Origin of the sequence: Spirosoma sp. 48-14, from assembly GCF_001898575.1 — a bacterium.
In the GTDB taxonomy this organism is placed as follows: Bacteria; Bacteroidota; Bacteroidia; order Cytophagales; family Spirosomataceae; genus Spirosoma.
The window spans coordinates 1-18,338 of record NZ_MKUD01000058.1; the positions used below are offsets into that span (position 1 = coordinate 1).

Genomic DNA, 18,338 nt, shown 5'->3' on the forward strand with positions numbered 1-18,338 from the left:
GCTTCCCGAATGGCTAAGGCTTTCAGATCGTACTCCAGGCGTTTGTTGTTCTCCCCCAGGGCACCATAGCTAACGGCAATGTTGCTGTACGATAGGGCCAGATCAGGATGGGTAGCAGGCAACACCGCTTCCCGAATGACTAAGGCTTTCAGATCGTACTCCAAGGCTTTTCTATTTTCGCCCAAAGCCCAATAAATAGTTGAAATATTACTATAAAGTATTGTTACCGGACCGTTTTGGTCTTCCTGAAAAACGGTTAACAACTCATCTCCATAAATCAGGTAAGGCTGCGCGTCAAGCGGATTAGTATTGCCAACTTGGTAAAATAACCTTGTGGTTGCATCAAGCAGGTTTTCACAATTGTCATACGTTGGTTTCAGCTTCTCTAATACTACCCACTGTACCAACCCATGTATTGAGAAATACCCCGCTCCCGGATTATCCAACCAGGCGGTTAATGCCAGTTTTTTTAACTGGGAAGTTAACGCCCTTTGGTCATCGGGCGTTGTAAGGTTTAACAGATCGCGTAGGTGCTGAATGGGAATGTCAACGGCGGGCAGTACAGCAAAATACCGTAGCAGTTGCTTCTGGCCTTCAGGTAGCGAGTCGGTATTGAACAGATCCAACAGGATACTGTAGATAGTTTTAGCCTGCTCATCCGCTTCGTCGGGGTAATTGATTTCATCATCGCCATACCGCTTTTTATCAACGATGGTTTTTACGGCGTCCAGCGTCAGCAAGTCATTCCGGCGTATCTGGATCACAATGACCTCAATCAGTTTCGGATGGTAAAATGCTTTGTGCAGAATGGCTTCGACCAACGTTGTTTCACCAGGCAGCAATGGTCGCCCGTACAGCTTCGTAAACAATTGCAGGGCGTCGGGCTTAGGCAGTGCTTTAACGGGTATCAGTTGGTGAGCCAGCACAAATCGGTCGGGTCGGGCGCGGCTTGTAACCAGGACTGTCGCATGCAGGCTTTCGAGGACTTCTTTTCGGGCCAGCAGGTCGGTTGGGTTGTTGGCATTATCCAGTACTAGCAGCACGTTGGGAACATGGCGCAAAACCTCCAGCAACCCAAGAAAATTTTCTTCCGCAGTCTGGTTCGCGTCATACGTAAAGGGCACGTCTGTCGATGTACCCAACTGGCTGAGCATGGCCTGCGCAATGGTATCGACCACTTCAACAAATGCAATATGTGCATACTGTTCGGCATTCCGGCTGATGTACGCTCTGGCCAGCGTCGATTTGCCAATACCACCCATACCCTGCAAAATAAGCAGTCGGTGATGCTCGAATTGCTGTTTTATATCACTCAATTCACCCTCACGACCAACGAAATTAGTTAGATCGTAATGCGGAAATCGGTTGAGGTATTTCGAACGGGTCGGGGTTGCGGGCTGGAGTCTGTCTACTTTTTTATGCAGTTGCTCCAGGCTCTCATTGGATTGCTCTACACCTGTCTGTACCGTACCGAGCTGGTTTCCGAACTGAATCAGCAGGTCGAGTAGCTCATCCAGCCGCAGCATCACTTCGTCAAATCGTTCGGCCAGGGGTTGCATGGCAAGGCTAATCTGATTCGCCAGTTCAGTCAGTTGGCCCACTGATAGTGTAATTTCGGGCACCTTGGCCTTCAGTTCCAGTAACAAATCGGTTTGAATAATCGTACTCAGCCGACTGTTTGTTTTAAGGTCTTCGGTAAAAAAAGCACATAGCAACTCATACCAGTCAACCGATTTATCGTCATCTGTCCAGCCCGTCCGAATCGCTCGTTTCAGGTCATCTTCGGCGCATAAGTTGGCCTCCTCAAACTCGTGCAATACGCTTTCACGCAGTTGTTGTTTTAGCTCAAGTACGCGCTCCTGCGCCGGTTGGCCCTTAGGTTGCAGTAAAAACCGATACACCTCATCGGCCGGATTGGCCTGTGCTATAAATTGTGCCGTCTTCAGTTCCTTCAGCTGTTTTTTCAGGTAACTGATTATCTCTTTCAGATCATAGGTAGGCAGATGAAACCGACGGTCGATCCAATTATATTTTTTATACAGCAAGGTTTTACACGCCATGAGCGTAGCCTTCAGATAGGCTTCCCGTACGGCCCGCTGAATATCGTGATTGACAGGAGGTTCAATCTGGTTCTTTAACCGCTCGTAAATAACCTCTCCTGTTTTGCATAAAAGCACATCACTCCGATTGCCAAGCCATCCCCCAATTATACTGCTGATAATTTGAGAGGTAGCTAAACTTTGAGTAATCAGGCTTACGGTAATTGGTTCGAACATGGTGGATAAACGGTATAGAAACGTTCCTGAAAATTAACGATTTTGCAACCGATTTGACAACTCAATTTATCCGGGAACGTTATAAGGACGACCATCTATTCGCGACCTCAAATGCCTATACATAAGCCGAGCGGAAATTTCATTACTGGACTACTCACCGTTCTATTGTTACTTGTTCAACTGGGGAGCTACGCCCAAAGTCGACGCGACGACGATACCTCTCATTATCGTACAGTTCCTATTCCTGCTCACCTGCTCCCGATCGAACGGGCTTATGGCTCTTCCTCGCTGGGAAGTGTTTATTTTTATGGTGGTAAAAAGCTGTCGTCGCCTTATTCGCTGGAAATACCCTTCTACGAACTGAACGACCCGGAGGTGAGTCATCGGTTTAAGGCGTTTCGAACGTTAACGACATTGGGGCGTTTGACGGCGCTGGTCCCGCTGGCGTATATCATTTTGAGTAGCAACAAAAGTAATGGCACGTACTGGACCGTTTATGGCGGCTCTATCGCTGCAACGCTCACCTTCACGATTGTGGGTAATGGGCAAATCAACAAAGCAGTAACCCGTTATAATGCGCTTCTTCGGCAGCCCCGGCTTGGCTTTTCTGCTGCTCCCGTACCGCTGACAGGTATGCACGCCATAGGTGCAGGTGTAGCCTGGTCATTTTAAGCAGTAACCCCCTTTTATTTCCGAGGATGGCGCTTTTTTGTTAGTTTAGCTAGTCCAATCATCAAACAAACTCATGCGCACGACTACCTTAGCGTCCTTCCTCTTTTTTGCGTTTCTTTTCTCCCCATTTGTCAATGCTCAAACTGCCATCATTAACCGTGACCAGCAAATCGCTGATCTGGTAGCCCAAATTTCGGCCGACAGTTTACGGGCACATATCAACGGTCTGGTCAGCTTTGGTACCCGTCATACGCTAAGTGTACCGGCCGACGCTTCCGCTCAGGTTAGCAAAAAAGGACTTGGTGCTGCCCGGCAATGGATTCTGGGCAAATTCAACCAATACGCCAAACAGTCGAACGGACGCATGACCGCCACGCTCGATACGTGGACGCTCCAGCCCGACGGTCGCCGGGTCGACAAACCCGCCAACATGGGGAATGTGATGGCCACCCTTAAAGGTACTGACCCCAACGACAACCGGATTTTTATAGTTCAGGGACATATGGATAGCCGGGTTACCAACGTCATGAACCGCGAGTCGGATGCGCCGGGCGCAAATGACGATGGATCTGGAACGGCTGCCGTTATTGAACTGTGCCGGGTCATGAGCAAATCGTCGTTTCCGGCTACAGTCATCTTCGTCACTCTAACCGGCGAAGAACAGGGCTTGCTGGGCGCTGAACACCTCTCCGAACGTGCACTTAAGGAAAACTGGAATGTAGAAGCGGTGCTGAACAACGATATTATGGGCAGCAATAACAGCAGCGATACCCGCATCATCGACAATACCCGGTTGCGTGTGTTTAGCGAAGGGTTACCATCGAGTCTGCTGAAAGATACAACCGGACGCATCGGACAGATTCAGCGGTTTGGCAACGAAAACGACGGAAAGGCGCGTACCCTGGCCCGTTACCTGAAAGAAATTGGCGAACGCTACGTCGAAAATCTGGAAGTGGTTATGGTTTACCGGAATGATCGGTATCTGCGTGGTGGCGACCATACACCCTATGTTCAACGCGGTTTTGCAGCCGTTCGAATCACTGAAATGAACGAGAACTACGAACACCAGCATCAGGATTTGCGTACCGAAAATGGGGTTGAATACGGCGATTATCCGAAGTTTATGGATTTTGAATACCTGCGCAAAAACACGGCTGTCAACCTGGCAACGCTGGCAAATCTGGCCAAAGCACCCGCTGTTCCTCAGAAAGTAACGGTCGATGTTCGAAACCTGACCAATGCTACCGTGCTCTATTGGCAGGCTCCGCAGGCGGGCAAAGTAAAAGGGTATTATGTGCTGATGCGTGAAACGTACTGGCCGTTCTGGCAGAAGAAGTTCTTCACCACCAAACTTGGCATGACACTCCCCTTCTCGAAGGATAACTATTATTTCGCCGTGCAGGCCGTGAGCGAAGATGGCAATGAAAGTCTGCCTGTAATCCCGGTCCCGAATCTGCGGTAAAATGAACCAACTACCTCTTTTAGTATAACCCCGTTGAGGTCAAAGGTTTATAGAAATAAAGATCATCGCTATAGACATTTGCCCCCCAGCGGGGTCATACCAAATCACTGAAGCACTCCTTGATAAAACCACCGTACTATCATGCCCAATCTCTCCAAACGTCAGTTTCTAAAATCCCTTGCCGGGGCTACAACCGTACTGGCCGGTGAATGGGCGGCACTGGGCGAAACCTTGGCAGGCTCAGCTTATGTAAAGCCCGAAATACTGGCAATGGATGACAGTTTCTGGACAAAAATCCGGGCGGCTTATCCCGTTACGAAGGAGTTCATTCAGCTCGAAAACGGCTATTATTCGCTGGCGGCTCAGCCTGTTCTCGACAGTTACCTGAAACACATTCAGCAGATTAATTCGGTATCGTCCTATTATATGCGGACGCGCCAGTTCGACGATAAACGGGCGTCGCAAACGCAGCTTGCCAATCTGTTAGGCTGCTCACCTGACGAGCTAATTATTACACGCAATACAACCGAATCGCTGGATACGGTAATAGCCGGATTGACCTGGAAAGCGGGCGACGAAGTAATTATGGCCCAGCAGGATTATGGCGCAATGCTCGATATGTTCAAGCTTCAGGCCCGTCGGCATGGCATCGTCAACCGGATGATCTCGGTTCCGGCCCACCCAAAATCGGATGACGAGATTGTCAGTGCCTACGAAAAAGCCATTACGCCAAAGACCAGGCTACTAATGGTTTGCCATATGGTGAACATCACCGGACATATTCTGCCCATTCAGAAAATTACGGAAATGGCCCATCGGCATGGTGTAGAGGTGATGGTCGATGGAGCCCATGCGTTCGCTCAATTGAACTTTAAAATCGGCGATCTGGGCGGTTGCGACTATTATGCCAGTAGCCTGCACAAATGGCTGGGCACTCCGCTCGGCGCCGGAATGCTTTACGTCCGTAAAGACAAAATTAAAGGTATCTGGCCGCTCTTTGCCGACAGCAGTTTTGCCGATGACGATATTCGAAAACTGAATCATACCGGAACCCACCCGGTAGCTACCGATTTAGCCATTCAGGACGCTATTCAGTTTCACCAAAGCATTGGTATTGAGCGGAAAGAAGCCCGATTACGCTACCTGCAACGCTACTGGACCGACCAGATTCGTCACCATCCGGGAATTGTTCTGAACACCCCCGACGACCCAGCCCGCTCCTGTGCTATTGCCAACGTCGGCCTGGAAAAAATTGCTCCTGCTGATCTGGCTAAAACCCTGTTTAATAAATACAAAATTTTTACGGTTGCCATCGATAGCCCGGCAGCTAGTGTGCGCGGCATTCGGGTGACTCCACACGTTTATACCACTACTGCCGAGTTGGATGCCTTTGTAAAAGCCCTGAAAGAACTGGCGGCCTAACTTCCTTCTTATCAACCGACTATCATTTCGATTATGAAAACCTATTCGCTTCTTATTGGCTCCCTATGCCTGTTAAGTTTGACAGGCATAGCGCAAACCCCTGGCAAAAAACGACCGATTTCGCCCAAAGATATGTACCGACTACAAACCGTCAGCGATCCACAGGTATCGCCCGATGGCAAGTGGATCAGCTACGGCCTATCTACCGTCGATACAACGAAGGACAAGCGTAATTCAGACCTGTGGATGGTCAGTTGGGACGGTAAAGAAACGGTTCAGCTTACCAACAGCCCTGACGGAGAATCAAGGGCCCGGTTCAGTCCCGATGGAAAATACCTTTCGTTTGTATCGGCCCGGCAGGGCGCTACCAAGGGGCAGATCTGGCTGATGGATCGTCGCGGTGGCGAAGCGAAAAAATTAACCGATCTGAAAACCGATCTGGAAGATTACGATTGGTCGCCGGATGGTAAAAAGATCGCCCTGGTGCTGCGCGACCCCGATTATGCGGACTCGGCCAAAACCAAAGTTCGGAAGCCTTACGTACTGGATCGTTACCACTTCAAGGCCGACATTAAAGGGTATCTGGAACGCAGCCCGGTTCATTTATACGTCTTCGATCTGGCCACTAAAAAGCTGGATACGCTGACTACGGGCGCTTATGATGAAACTTCACCTGTATGGTCGCCGGATGGGCAGTACCTGGCATTCGTCAGCAATCGAACTGAAGACCCCGACCGGAACGAGAATACCGACATCTACGTCATCGCGGCTCAAAAAGGTGCCCAGATGAAGCAACTGACTACCTGGACAGGCTCGGATAATAATCCCGCCTGGAGCCCCGACGGGAAACGAATCGCCTATTTGCGCTCTACCTCGTCGAGCAATTTCATCATGTACGATCAGCCGGTCCTGTGTGTTGTCGCCCGCGATGGTGGTGAACCTACCTTACTGTCCAAATCGCTGGACCGTCCGGTACGAACGCCCATCTGGGCCAAGGATGGCCAAAGTATTGGTGTCATCGTGCAGGACGACCGCCAGGCCTATATTGGTCAGTACACCCTCGATGGTAAATTCAGTAAAGTAACCAGTGGCAACCGGGTATTCAGCAACCTCAGTGCCAGCACCGCCGGAAACTGGGTAACCCTCATGAGCGAACCGCAAGTACCCGGCGAAGTGTACGCCATCGAGTCGGGCAATAGTCGTCGGCTTACTCATGTACACGACGCCTTTCTGGAGCCTCTCGAACTGGCAACAGTAGAAGGGTATACCTCGAAAAGCAAAGACGGTACGCAGGTTTCGAATGTATTGTACCGACCCGCCAACACGCCTGCCGGAAAAAAGCTACCAACCATCTTCTATATTCACGGAGGCCCTGTATCACAGGATGAGTTTTCATTTGACCTGACTCGTCAGCTTCTGGCAGCCGGTGGCTATGCCGTGGTTGCTGTTAATTACCGGGGAAGCAACGGCCGTGGGATCGACTTCACCAAAGCCATCTATGCCGACTGGGGCAATAAAGAAGTGCAGGATATTCTGGGCGCGGCCGATTATCTGGTTGAAAAAGGCATTGCTGATCCTGATCGGTTAGGTATTGGCGGCTGGAGCTACGGTGGTATTCTGACCAACTATACAATTGCTACCGACACCCGGTTTAAAGCCGCTGCCAGCGGTGCCGGAAGTTCACTGCAACTGAGCATGTACGGCATCGATCAGTATACCAACCAATATGAAAATGAACTGGGCGCTCCCTGGAAAAACCCCGAAAAATGGCTGAAGCTGTCGTATCCATTCCTGAAAGCCGATCGGATCAAAACCCCGACGCTGTTTATGGCCGGAGAGAAAGACTTCAATGTCCCCGCAGCCGGTAGTGAGCAAATGTTTCAGGCGCTCCGCTCGCTGGGCATTCCAACGCAGCTCATTATTTACCCCGGCCAGTTTCACGGTATTACCGTACCCAGCTATCAGAAAGACCGGGTTGATCGGTATTTGCAGTGGTTTGATAAATATTTAAAACCCAAAAACCTTTAATTTCCGTTAACCTATACAGAGAACCGTGCATCAAAAAGTCGGTAACTTGCGTACTATTTAGTGTTGCATTATTCGTTTTTTTTGTAGTTTACAGTTCCTTGTTCTGTTTTAACTCAGAATCCCTAAAAATCAACTGATTATGAAGCGTTACGTTTATCACCTGTATGTAGTCTGCCTGGTGGTGTCCTTTGTAGGCCTGGTTTCCTGTAGTAAAAGTGATCCCGCACCTGCCTCACCTGTTGTAGGGCGCTGGACGTTAAACAAAGGGGTACTAAGTGGTTTTCCAACATCCGCCACCTCGAATGTAAATGGAGCCGGTATCGATCTCTATTACTTCGAATCGTACGGTTCAACCATCGATATTTTTTCTGACAATACATTTAATGAAAACTATCGTTCAGCAGTTGTTGATGATGCTACCGGGACATGGGATTTTAGCAGTAATACATTGACTCTGAAGTATGATGCAGGTGGGCAAGATACTTACACATATGCTAAAAATAAAAATATTGAAGAACTAACTATAACCACACCAGCACCTTACACTCTGGGTACGGCAGTAGGTAAAGTTCAGCTAGTTTATCGGAAGTAACCATTACCTTAGTAAGCATTCATGAAGCCAGTGAAAATTCACTGGCTTTTTTTATTAACGCCCCACTTCCTCACTATTTCAGGAAATTCAGGTAGCCTTTCGCTTGATGTGGGTTGGGTTAGGGAGAACTATGTCCAATTTTCAAAAAATCCAACTTCGTATGAAAAAGGCAGTAGTTATTGCATCCTTGCTGGTCGGATTAGCCAGCCTGGATAGTCAGGCGCAAACAACGCCCCAAAGTCAGAATAGTCGCCCAAACCGAGACTCAACGACCAGCGGTTCCATGAACAATACGAATAACCGTCGTCAGCCATCAACGATGCAATCCGATTCGGGTACGTCGACCTTACCGGGAAACAGTGGAACGAATCGAAGGAACCGCACAGCACCCAATCGAACTGGTACACCACGGCGGGATACGACTTAGCCGTATCAGTCAATAGCCGCAAAACCGTTACGATTCAGGAACCTGAGCTACTTTTCGGGTACCTGAGTCGTACGTCGCCTTATATCAGACCCTCTCCTCTTTTGTATTTGTATTGCTCAACGCCTATGTTGCCCACAACGTTTTACGAACAAATCCGCGCTAACTTCAAGCAACCTAAGCTACTGATCATTGACAACGACACCGATCATAGCCCATTGATTGCCAAAGCCATGCAGCAATGCCTACCCGAAGTTGCGCTGGTTTATGTAAATCAGCCCGACCAGGCAATCCACTTGCTTCGGGAATGGAGTACGCAGGAATGGGAATTACCAAAACTGATTTTACAGGATTTATTTCTGCCTACCCGCGACGATGGCTGGAATGTACTGCGCCAGATCAAAGCATTACCAGCGGCCTGCAATCGCATACCTGTAGTGATTCTCAGTTCATCGAGCCAACGGACGGACGTAGACGAAGCCTACCAGCAGGGCATAGCTTCCTACCTGATCAAACCCGTCGATTTGCGGGGTTGGCTTCGGTACTTTATGGCGCTACGCTCATACTGGTGGGAAACCGCCACCCTGCCGCCCGTCCAGTTTTCAGTCTGACAAGCGGCAGGGTTAATTAATTGATTGCCATGCTTGGCAGGGTAACTATACGCAGCCAATACTGCAATACTCGGTCAAAAATAGCCTCAACAAAACCCGTTCCAGGTGGTATGGCTACTACTGAGTTGGCCTTATACTGATAGCCGTTCACAACAGCCTGATCGGTTGCTGAGGTTAACAGAATTACTGGAATCCGACCAAGCAGTTTATTATTCTTCAACCGTTGAAGCGTGTTCAACCGCTCCAGGGTAATGGTTCGGGCATCGAGCATCAACAAAGCAGGGTGCTCATTTACTGGCAATTGCCCCAAAATATCGGGCAGCATAACACTGTTGGCACTGGTTTGGCATACGTAGCCGGGCCACTTCTTCTGCACAACATGTTCTACCGACGTCACCATTTCCTTGTCCTGCGAAATCAGCAGAATAGACCGAGCTGTCTGTACGTGTGCCCGTGCAATCAGGGGTGGTTCAGTACCCTCCTGCAAAGGCGACTGAATGAGTTCGGTAGTAGCCAGTGCCGCCGTTCGGCTCTCTAAAGCATCGACAACCTGCTGCCACCGACGACGGCTAACGGGAAACATGTCACCACTAGTCAACTGCACCTTACCCGACATTTTTCGATGCGGTGGCTCTTGCAGATTCTGGACATAAGCAGGATTGATCAACGCTGTTTTATGGACACGTATAAAATCGGGCAATTGATCTTCCAGATAACTGATTGGTTTGGCGAGCAGTTTTTTCTCTCCATCCTGAAAACAGATCCAGCTATAATTATTAGCGCCAGCAAGGTAAACGATGCGCTCAGGATACAATAGGGCAGGTTTGATTACACTCATAATAAATTGTTACTGGCAAAACCAGGTAGTCAACAAAAAAGGAAGTCAAAAACATAACCTCGCCTACCAGCGAAAGTTAGCCCGGCTTAACATGAAGAATCGTTTATATTCAAATAATGAGGTAATGGTCCAACGACCAGGCATCAGGCTTGAAAAAGACCCAAAATTTAGCTTGCTTCCGCTTGCCGAAACAGTTGTTTTATAAATGGTTATCAATAACTTACTAACCAAATTACCAGTCACTTGATCAACTTATTTATGTACAACCTCTTTACCGTAATCGTTTTATTTCTTATCCATTTTGCCGCTCTGGCACAGACCTCCCCAACGAGTCTGACTACCTCAACCCCAACCGATTTGTCTGAGCGTGTTCGCATGCTTGAAGAAAATACCCGCTTTTCCGACCAGAGCCTTACGAAAAGTATTGATGATTTACTCTGGTATCAGAAGCTCGGCGATGTGGCGGTTATCGACAAGATTCGCTATACCAGCAAACCGCCCCATGTGGTTCGTAATCCAACAGGTCAGGGCGCTAATAACCCAGTTATCATTCCGGCCTACACCTTTGCGCCCAAGAAGTTTGCTTCTGCCAAAAAACTGCCGTTAGTGGTCTTTGTACATGACGGGGTTCATGGTGATTTTAGCACACTTTATGTGCATATCGTGCGAGAATTGCTCGACCAGGGCTATCTGGTCATTGCGCCCGAATACAGGGGTAGTATCGGGTATGGTGGTACATTCTACAACCAGATTGATTACGGCGATTACGAAAACGACGACGTGCTGGCAGGCAAACGCTGGGCTACCGAAAATATGCCCCAGGTAGATCCCGACCGTATCGGTATAATAGGCTGGAGTCATGGAGGTATGATTACGCTGATGAACATTTTTGACCATCCCGACGATTATAAAGTTGCCTATGCCGGAGTTCCCGTCACCGACATTATTGCCCGTTTGGGGTATAAGCCCGCCAACTACCGGGCTATTTTTTCGGCCGCTACCCATATCGGTAAAGACCCATCCGACAATGTAGCCGAATACCGCCGTCGGTCGCCCGTCTGGAATGCGCAAAAATTGAAAACGCCCCTGTTGATTCATACCAATACCAACGACGAAGATGTAAATGTGCTGGAAGTTGAATCGTTGATTAATGCGCTAAAAGCACATGAAAAAAAGTTTGACTACAAGATTTATCAGGATGCCCCCGGTGGCCATAGCTTCAATCGACTCGACACGAAACTAGCCCGCGAATCGCGTGAAGAAATTTACCGCTTTCTAGCTCGTCACCTCACTCCGCCCAGCCCTATAAAATAAGGGGCTGGCAACAGGCTGTGGATAACTAGGTGAATATTGCCGGATAGCCGAATTGCTGAAACTTGGTTCGATGGCACCCATAAACCGCAAAATGCGTATCTTTGGGTAACCCTCTTGATAATGATGAAAATTTTAGTCGTTGACGACGAAGTTGATGTTAAAGATCTTTTTGAACAGCGATTCCGGCGCGAAATCCGTAATCACGAATTCGAACTGGATTTTGCAAACTCTGGCGAAGAAGCGTTAAACTATCTGAATGGTCACTCGTCGGAAGTTATACTAATCTTATCCGACATCAACATGCCGGGTATGAGCGGTTTTGAACTCTTACGACATATCCGGCAAGATTTCAACGCTCCACCACCTCCTGTTGTGATGATGATTACAGCCTATGGAGACCCCAATTCACAAGAGGAAGCCATTTCGCTGGGAGCCAATGACTTTCTCACAAAACCCCTTGATTTCGCACTTCTGAAACAAAAACTTCGTGAGTTAGCATGAAGGCTAAAATATTAGTAGTTGACGACGAAACCGATCTTGAGTTACTCATAAAACAGAAATTTCGACGGCAGATCCGGGAAAAACAATATGAGTTTATATTCGCCCACGACGGTGTAGAAGCGCTGCAAACGTTGGCTCAGGAACCTGATACAGACATGGTTCTGACCGACATCAACATGCCGGGTATGGACGGGCTCACGCTACTGGTTAAGCTCCACGAAACCAATCCCATGCTGAAAGCTGTCATCGTATCGGCTTATGGCGATATGGATAACATCCGAACCGCCATGAACCGGGGGGCGTTCGATTTTGTGACTAAGCCCGTCAATTTTGAAGATCTGGAAGTGACTATGCAGAAAACCATGCAGTATGTTGCCCAGATCCGTCAAACGCTCCAGGCTATCAAGGAAAACAATATCTTACGGATGTATGTCGACGAATCGGTGCTGACGTTCATGAACCGGCCCGAATTCGAAACGGCACTATCGGCCAGTGAGACGGTGGTAGCTACCGTTCTGTTTATCGACATTTGCGGCTTTACGGCTATTTCCGAACGCGAATCGCCCGACACTGTCGTGAAAATGGTGAATCGCTATTTCGATGTGATGGTCAAAGAAATTATCGCGCAAGGTGGTCTTGTCGATAAGTTTATGGGCGATGCCATAATGGCTGTTTTCAGGGGCGAATATCATCTCGACCGGGCTGTTGAAGCAGCTCTGGCTGTGCGGACCCAAATCGCCAGGATTGAAGAAAACCTGTTAAGTCATCCGGGCTATCATCCTGAAGTATCGATCGGTATCAACAGTGGCGAAATGGTATCCGGTAATATTGGTTCGACTACCCTCCGGCGGTTAGATTATACCGTAATCGGCGATGCGGTCAACACAGCCCAACGGCTCCAGTCGGTTGCCCGGCCGGGGCAAATCGTTATCGTTGAGTCGGCCCAGCAACAGATCGCTGAATCGTTTTCCTGTGAGCGAATTGGCGAAGTAAGCCTGAAAAATAAGTCAGAGCCAGTGGTTGTTTATAACGTCCTGGGCTAATGTTACCATATTAAACACAAAGTCTCAATAGGCTAAACAAATACAATAATACAGGAACAAAAAGTGTGCTAGATGCATAAACTCTCTCAAACTGCCTGATCCAGCAATTAACTTTTTACACTTACAGAACTTTTTGACAAACAGATAATTAGCTAATTAAAGATACTATTTTTAGACTTTTTTCTCCTTACTAAATAATTTAAAAACCAGATGGCATAATAGTTGTAAATAGAGCTATCGACCAGCAAATACGAGCCTTCGCAACCGTCTTTTGGCGATGGAGTTTCTACCGGTTTGCAGTCAATTTCATAGCTTTAGCCAACTCAGTTTCAGATATGTTATGTGCGCATGCTAGCCCAGCTTGTTTGGGCAATAATTCGCGATAAAGACATATTCCATAAATGTAACTGGGAGTTTTTAAAACTCACATCTGATTCGCAACGAGCCGTTGATTTCAGGCAGATATGAGCTTGGCGTCAACGGCTTTTGTGTCTATATACCTGCTACAGTATCCCAGAACCTTTCAATTAGGTACAGGTTCTCTATATCCGCTCCATTAGCTCTATTCTGTCTGCTTAATAACTCATAACATGTAATCCATGCGGTATGGAACGGAACAAACTATTCCCTTTACCCACATACTCAGGTATGTCCAGTAAGGCTATTGCCTCGGCGTTGCTCAATCTACTAATCATGTGGACAATTGGATATGCCGAAGCATCTACAACAAGACTAATCCAGGTGCCCACCTCAACTGATAGCCTGGCCCTTACACTTACTTCATGTGCACAGAATTTCAGCGTATTATCGTCTTTTTCAGCGGTTGGCTCAGGGCAGATTGACCCAACGACACTTACGATTGTCAACCAGCCTACGACCGGAAAAGCGAGTATCAACGTAGATGGCACCCTTCGTTTTCAGCGAACAACCGTAGCTTCTGGTACCGCCACATTTACGATCACGGCCGCATCGACTCTTACTGATACAACAACACAGCGATTTCTAACGACAACCGGACTCACCGTGAGCAGTAATCTGGCTTGCGAACCCATACCGCTGGCCACCTTTTGCCCAATTGTAAATCGTAACAACATTACCTCAACCAGCCTGACCGATTTTGCTCACCTCGAGCAAACCGTACTGTTAGGCGAAACCACCCTGAAAGCCTCCCTTAGTGGAACGGGAAAACCAGGCGATCTGGCCGGATTTGTGATCAGCAACCCAACACTAACATCGACCACGGCTTTCCCAACCTACACCATCAATACGTATTTAAGTACTGACCCTACGCCTACCATTCGGGATACAAAAACATTTGCGAACCTGTCAGATATCCAGCTCTTATCCAATGGATTACAGGAATTGAGCTTCCCGGCAACCCAGGCGTTCGACCAGCTTGAACTAATCATCACCTCTACCGATAGTCAGCTACTCTCCAACGACATTTACTATGGGTTCAGCAAGCCCGCAACAACAACGCTCCAAAAAGTTGTAACCATTCACTTTAATGCCGACTGTAGTTGTGCCGGATCGGGTTGTCTGCCGTTACAGGTCACTGTTATTCGCTACCGATAAGTAGTGTTCAGAGAATCAGTTATTTTTACAGTTTGTACATGAACTGATACACTTGTTACGCTCTTACTATAACGCCAACGCTATTGAAGCGGGGTTAGACGAGGTGGGTCGAGGTTGTCTGGCCGGGCCGGTTGTAGCGGCTGCGGTTATTCTACCCAAAAACTATACGCATCCCATCCTGAACGATTCGAAGCAACTATCCCGCTCCCAGCGTGAAATCCTACGCGTGGACATTGAGCGGGATGCACTGGCCTGGGCTATTGCGGAGGTATCGCCCGAAGACATTGACCAGATCAACATTCTGAAAGCAAGCTTTTTAGCGATGCACCGCGCTGTAGATGCCTTGAAAATTCGCCCGGAACATCTCTTAGTTGATGGGAATCGGTTCGTACCCTACCCAATGATCCCGCACACGTGCTTGATCAAAGGAGACGCCCATTTCCTGTCGATTGCCGCTGCTTCGGTTCTGGCAAAAACCTACCGGGACGATTTGATGGAAAAACTGGGTACTGAGTTCCCTGCCTACGGATGGGCCAAAAATGTAGGTTACCCTACTCCCGTCCATCGGGAAGCCATCCGGCAATTCGGCCCCACCAAACACCATCGAATGAGTTTTCGGCTGGTATAGATTTGTTTGCTCAATCTACTAGTGGCCGGTAGGGCCTGATCGTTTACGATTCGTCTGGTAGTAGGTTGCCTCCCCAAACAAAATTCTTAAATTCACCAGGAGCCGCATGGCGTCCCACCAACAGTATATTGTTCAGATTTATAGAAGAAGCTCGTTTTTGTAACGTTATCGCATCTCCCGATGTAGGGGTCTCTTTGACTTCTATAGCCACCTGTTCATTTAAAATAAAATCTATTTCCTGTCCAGTTTTACGTTGATAAAACTGCACTTTCCCTAACCAACGAAGTTGATTGGCAATGGCATTTTCAAATATCTGGCCACTATTTAATCTAGCCAATTGATTTAGCAACCCGGTATCAGAAAGGTACAATTTACGTTGCTGAGAAATTTCCCGGTCTACATTCCGGCTAAAAGCTGATACGCTTTGTATAAAGTATGTGTATTCAAGCAGAGTTAAATAATCTTTGATCTTATTTCGATTGATGCCCAGTAAACTACCCAGCTTCTGATAATCTATTTTACTTCCTGTGTGGGCCGCAAGCAACCTTACTAATCGAACCAGATCATCACTAACTGAAAAATCAGCGAGTAGGCGGATATCCAATTCGATATAGGCATTGATAATATCGTTCAAGTAGCTTGTTTTGTCAACCTCTGTCTCCGCCAGAACTACTTCAGGAAATCCACCATAGCGTATAAACTCTTCATATAACTGCCTATATTTCTGGTAATAGCTAGATTGATAAGGCTGGCGGGCAAGTTGTTTCAGAATAACCGTATTTTCCCCATGAAAAGCTACGAACTCAGAAAAGTTCAGGGGAAACATTTCAAAGATACGTTTTCGCCCTGCCAGACTCTCTGAGAAGTGGTTTTTCAGATAGTAGGAACTAGACCCTGTAAGTAAAAATTTAATGTCATATGTGTCGTAAAGATACTTGATAACGCTCGGAGCATTCTTTACTAACTGAATCTCATCGATAGCAATTACGGCAGATTGCGTAAGGTCAATACCCTGGATTTGTAAGTCTAATTCAATATCTCGATATAGCGGCTGATTTAATAGATAGCGATTATCAGCCTTTTCAAGATCTAGAAATAGCTTGTTATCGTGTGGTACTTTATCGAGCAAGTAGCGGATCGCTGTTGTTTTTCCAACCCGACGCATACCGGTGATTACGGTAGCTTGCTTCTTCGACAAGTGCGCTTCTAACTCTTTATGTAATGCCCTAAAAAGCATAAAGTAATACTTTGTGCACAAATATAATGCGCAAAGTATTACTTTATGCTAATAGATTTTAACTTGCTTTGAGAATTTATGACAAATCAACAGATAACGTTACTTGAGCCAGAAATTATCTTCCTGGGCAATATCGGCCGAGTACACGGTAGCCTGAACGATTTTTCCGTTCTCAACGGTGTACACATCGATGTTATCGACATCCAGGATACCACCGTTGGGCTGAACAGCTTTCCAGTGAATCAGGCAAGCCACCCGATTACCATTTGCTGTCAACGTTTTTATATCTGTTAACGCCAGGCTATTATCCGTTGCCTGAAACATGCCTCCGACCATCTGAAAGACCTCAGCACTTGATTTTTTTGTACCCGAAAAACGGTTAGTACCCGGCTGGTCCCACTGAATATTGAGGTGAATAATAGCCGCTAGTTTAGCCTTATTGCCTTGTTGGACGGCCGTAAGAAATTCCTGAACAACTTGAATTGATTGAGTTTCCATAGTGTTTGCGTTGGTTACCTGTTGGTTTTTGAACTGGCTCATGATGAGCATAAGGGTAATGACGAGTACGTTCATGGCGTTTTTTTGACAAAGGTACCGGGTGCCTAAAGCCCAGGTTTTACCTTCATCCGCCAACCCATTACCACTTCGCGCCATTGAAAAATTGGCACTGAATCGTTCGCTACTTTTACGGCATGCAAGACTATCAGAAACAGCTCGTACTCAATTTGCTGGCCTACGCCGTTCAGAAAAACGTATCGCCCGAAGAACTCTGTGTCCGTTCTGGTTTAGAACTGGATCAGTTGAAACGAGCCGAAAGCGACGCAATCCATCCAGAACAAGTGGCTTCGCTTTGGCGCAACGCTACTCACTTAAGCAACGATGCGCTATTTGGGCTCCATTTTGGCGAATCTCTACAGATTGCAGCTTTAGGTGTTGTGGGTGAACTCATCCGACATAGCCAAACGGTGGGTGAAGGTCTGACCCATGCCATTGCGTTTATCCATCTGATTACGGATGTTGTTGACATAGCCCTAATCCATACAGATCGAACGTTCGACATCCGGCTGACGCCTAATACGACCTACCTGGCCAATACGCCAGACGTGATTCACCAGATGATGGATTTTTTCATGGCGTTTACGCTCCATGAAGTGGATGGCCTAGTTCTTAAGAAAGTTCAGCCGGTTTCGGTAAAATTGCCTTTCACCGAAACCAATCAGTCCGAGTATGAGCGTGTTTTCCGATGTCGGCACCTGGTCAATAGCGCTGACTATGCCCTATCGTTCGAGCGTGGGTACTGGGATGAGACGATCCTGACCGCCGATTATGAATTACAGCGTGTGTTTTTACGGAAGGCAATTACGCTGAATGATGCGTTTCGGCAGGCACGCGGCTTATCCGAACGGATTACGAACTTTCTGCTAACGAATGCTTATTTAGGTATACCTACGCTCGAGGCCATTGCCGCGAACCTGAACGTCAGCAGCCGAAGTTTACAGCGTCGATTGCAGCAGGAAGGGGTAACGTATCAGCAGCTCACCGATTCCATCCGCAAGTCATTGGCCATTCACTATCTGACTTCGGGGCAGTATCCTACCAAAGAAATATCGTATATACTGGGCTACAATGAGTTGAGCGCATTTAATCGGGCCTTCCGTCGCTGGACCGGAACAACACCTGTAAACTATCAGAAAAGGAGTGTGAATGGATGATGT

The 18,338-nt window shown here is 47.7% G+C and carries 17 protein-coding genes; 13 read left to right on the forward strand and 4 right to left on the reverse strand.

The features are described 5' to 3' along the window. Positions 1-2,276: tetratricopeptide repeat protein (locus tag BGO59_RS24820; RefSeq protein ID WP_293687921.1), on the reverse strand; the 2,276-nt coding region annotated here is incomplete at its 3' end. A gap of 111 nt (positions 2,277-2,387) precedes the next feature. Here BGO59_RS24820 and BGO59_RS24825 point away from each other — a divergent pair. From BGO59_RS24825 to BGO59_RS24855, 7 genes are all read left to right on the forward strand, one after another. Next, complete coding sequence (locus tag BGO59_RS24825) at positions 2,388-2,948, forward strand: hypothetical protein (RefSeq protein WP_293687926.1); 561 nt, start codon at positions 2,388-2,390, stop codon at positions 2,946-2,948. A 73-nt stretch (positions 2,949-3,021) separates the two neighbouring features. Further along, a complete protein-coding gene (locus tag BGO59_RS24830; protein WP_293687929.1) occupies positions 3,022-4,410 on the forward strand; it encodes a M28 family metallopeptidase in 1,389 nt (462 codons plus the stop codon). Between the two features lie 141 nt (positions 4,411-4,551). Continuing rightward, positions 4,552-5,832 (forward strand): aminotransferase class V-fold PLP-dependent enzyme, encoded by a 1,281-nt coding sequence (locus BGO59_RS24835; RefSeq protein WP_293687932.1) that lies wholly within the window; start codon positions 4,552-4,554, stop codon positions 5,830-5,832. 33 nt (positions 5,833-5,865) lie between these two features. Next, on the forward strand, positions 5,866-7,860 hold the full coding sequence (locus BGO59_RS24840) for a S9 family peptidase (RefSeq protein ID WP_293687935.1): 1,995 nt from the start codon (positions 5,866-5,868) through the stop codon (positions 7,858-7,860). 139 nt (positions 7,861-7,999) lie between these two features. Further along, a complete protein-coding gene (locus BGO59_RS24845; RefSeq protein WP_293687938.1) occupies positions 8,000-8,452 on the forward strand; it encodes a hypothetical protein in 453 nt (150 codons plus the stop codon). 160 nt (positions 8,453-8,612) lie between these two features. Next, the gene (locus BGO59_RS24850) at positions 8,613-8,879 is read left to right on the forward strand and encodes a hypothetical protein (protein ID WP_293687941.1); all 267 of its coding nucleotides are present in this window, start codon (positions 8,613-8,615) and stop codon (positions 8,877-8,879) included. 125 nt (positions 8,880-9,004) lie between these two features. Next, positions 9,005-9,487: a response regulator gene (locus BGO59_RS24855; RefSeq protein WP_293687944.1), complete on the forward strand. Its 483-nt coding sequence runs from the start codon at positions 9,005-9,007 to the stop codon at positions 9,485-9,487. A gap of 16 nt (positions 9,488-9,503) precedes the next feature. On the opposite strand, the gene BGO59_RS24860 is transcribed toward BGO59_RS24855, so the two are convergent. Then, entirely contained in the window at positions 9,504-10,325 is an 822-nt protein-coding gene (locus tag BGO59_RS24860) for a LytTR family transcriptional regulator DNA-binding domain-containing protein (protein WP_293687947.1), read from the reverse strand. Between the two features lie 258 nt (positions 10,326-10,583). On the opposite strand from BGO59_RS24860, the gene BGO59_RS24865 reads away from it, so the two are divergent. The 5 genes from BGO59_RS24865 (at position 10,584) to BGO59_RS24885 (ending at position 15,386) form a co-directional block, all read left to right on the forward strand. Then, a complete protein-coding gene (locus BGO59_RS24865) occupies positions 10,584-11,639 on the forward strand; it encodes an alpha/beta fold hydrolase (RefSeq protein ID WP_293687949.1) in 1,056 nt (351 codons plus the stop codon). 120 nt (positions 11,640-11,759) lie between these two features. Continuing rightward, complete coding sequence (locus tag BGO59_RS24870; protein WP_293687951.1) at positions 11,760-12,140, forward strand: response regulator; 381 nt, start codon at positions 11,760-11,762, stop codon at positions 12,138-12,140. Then, a complete protein-coding gene (locus BGO59_RS24875; RefSeq protein WP_293687954.1) occupies positions 12,137-13,183 on the forward strand; it encodes an adenylate/guanylate cyclase domain-containing protein in 1,047 nt (348 codons plus the stop codon). Before BGO59_RS24870 ends, BGO59_RS24875 begins: the two co-directional genes overlap by 4 nt. 606 nt (positions 13,184-13,789) lie before the next feature. Next, on the forward strand, positions 13,790-14,758 hold the full coding sequence (locus BGO59_RS24880) for an Ig-like domain-containing protein (RefSeq protein ID WP_293687957.1): 969 nt from the start codon (positions 13,790-13,792) through the stop codon (positions 14,756-14,758). 52 nt (positions 14,759-14,810) lie between these two features. Beyond that, positions 14,811-15,386, forward strand: a complete 576-nt coding sequence (locus BGO59_RS24885) for a ribonuclease HII (RefSeq protein ID WP_293687959.1) — start codon at positions 14,811-14,813, stop codon at positions 15,384-15,386. Between the two features lie 43 nt (positions 15,387-15,429). On the opposite strand, the gene BGO59_RS24890 is transcribed toward BGO59_RS24885, so the two are convergent. Together BGO59_RS24890 and BGO59_RS24895 are read right to left on the reverse strand one after the other, a co-directional pair. Further along, positions 15,430-16,623, reverse strand: coding sequence for an ATP-binding protein (locus BGO59_RS24890; RefSeq protein WP_293687961.1), 1,194 nt, complete (start codon positions 16,621-16,623; stop codon positions 15,430-15,432). Positions 16,624-16,722: 99 nt separating this feature from the next. Next, positions 16,723-17,196, reverse strand: a complete 474-nt coding sequence (locus tag BGO59_RS24895; protein ID WP_293687964.1) for a nuclear transport factor 2 family protein — start codon at positions 17,194-17,196, stop codon at positions 16,723-16,725. 119 nt (positions 17,197-17,315) lie between these two features. On the opposite strand from BGO59_RS24895, the gene BGO59_RS24900 reads away from it, so the two are divergent. Beyond that, positions 17,316-18,335, forward strand: a complete 1,020-nt coding sequence (locus BGO59_RS24900) for an AraC family transcriptional regulator (protein WP_293687966.1) — start codon at positions 17,316-17,318, stop codon at positions 18,333-18,335. The last annotated feature ends 3 nt before the right edge of the window (positions 18,336-18,338 follow it).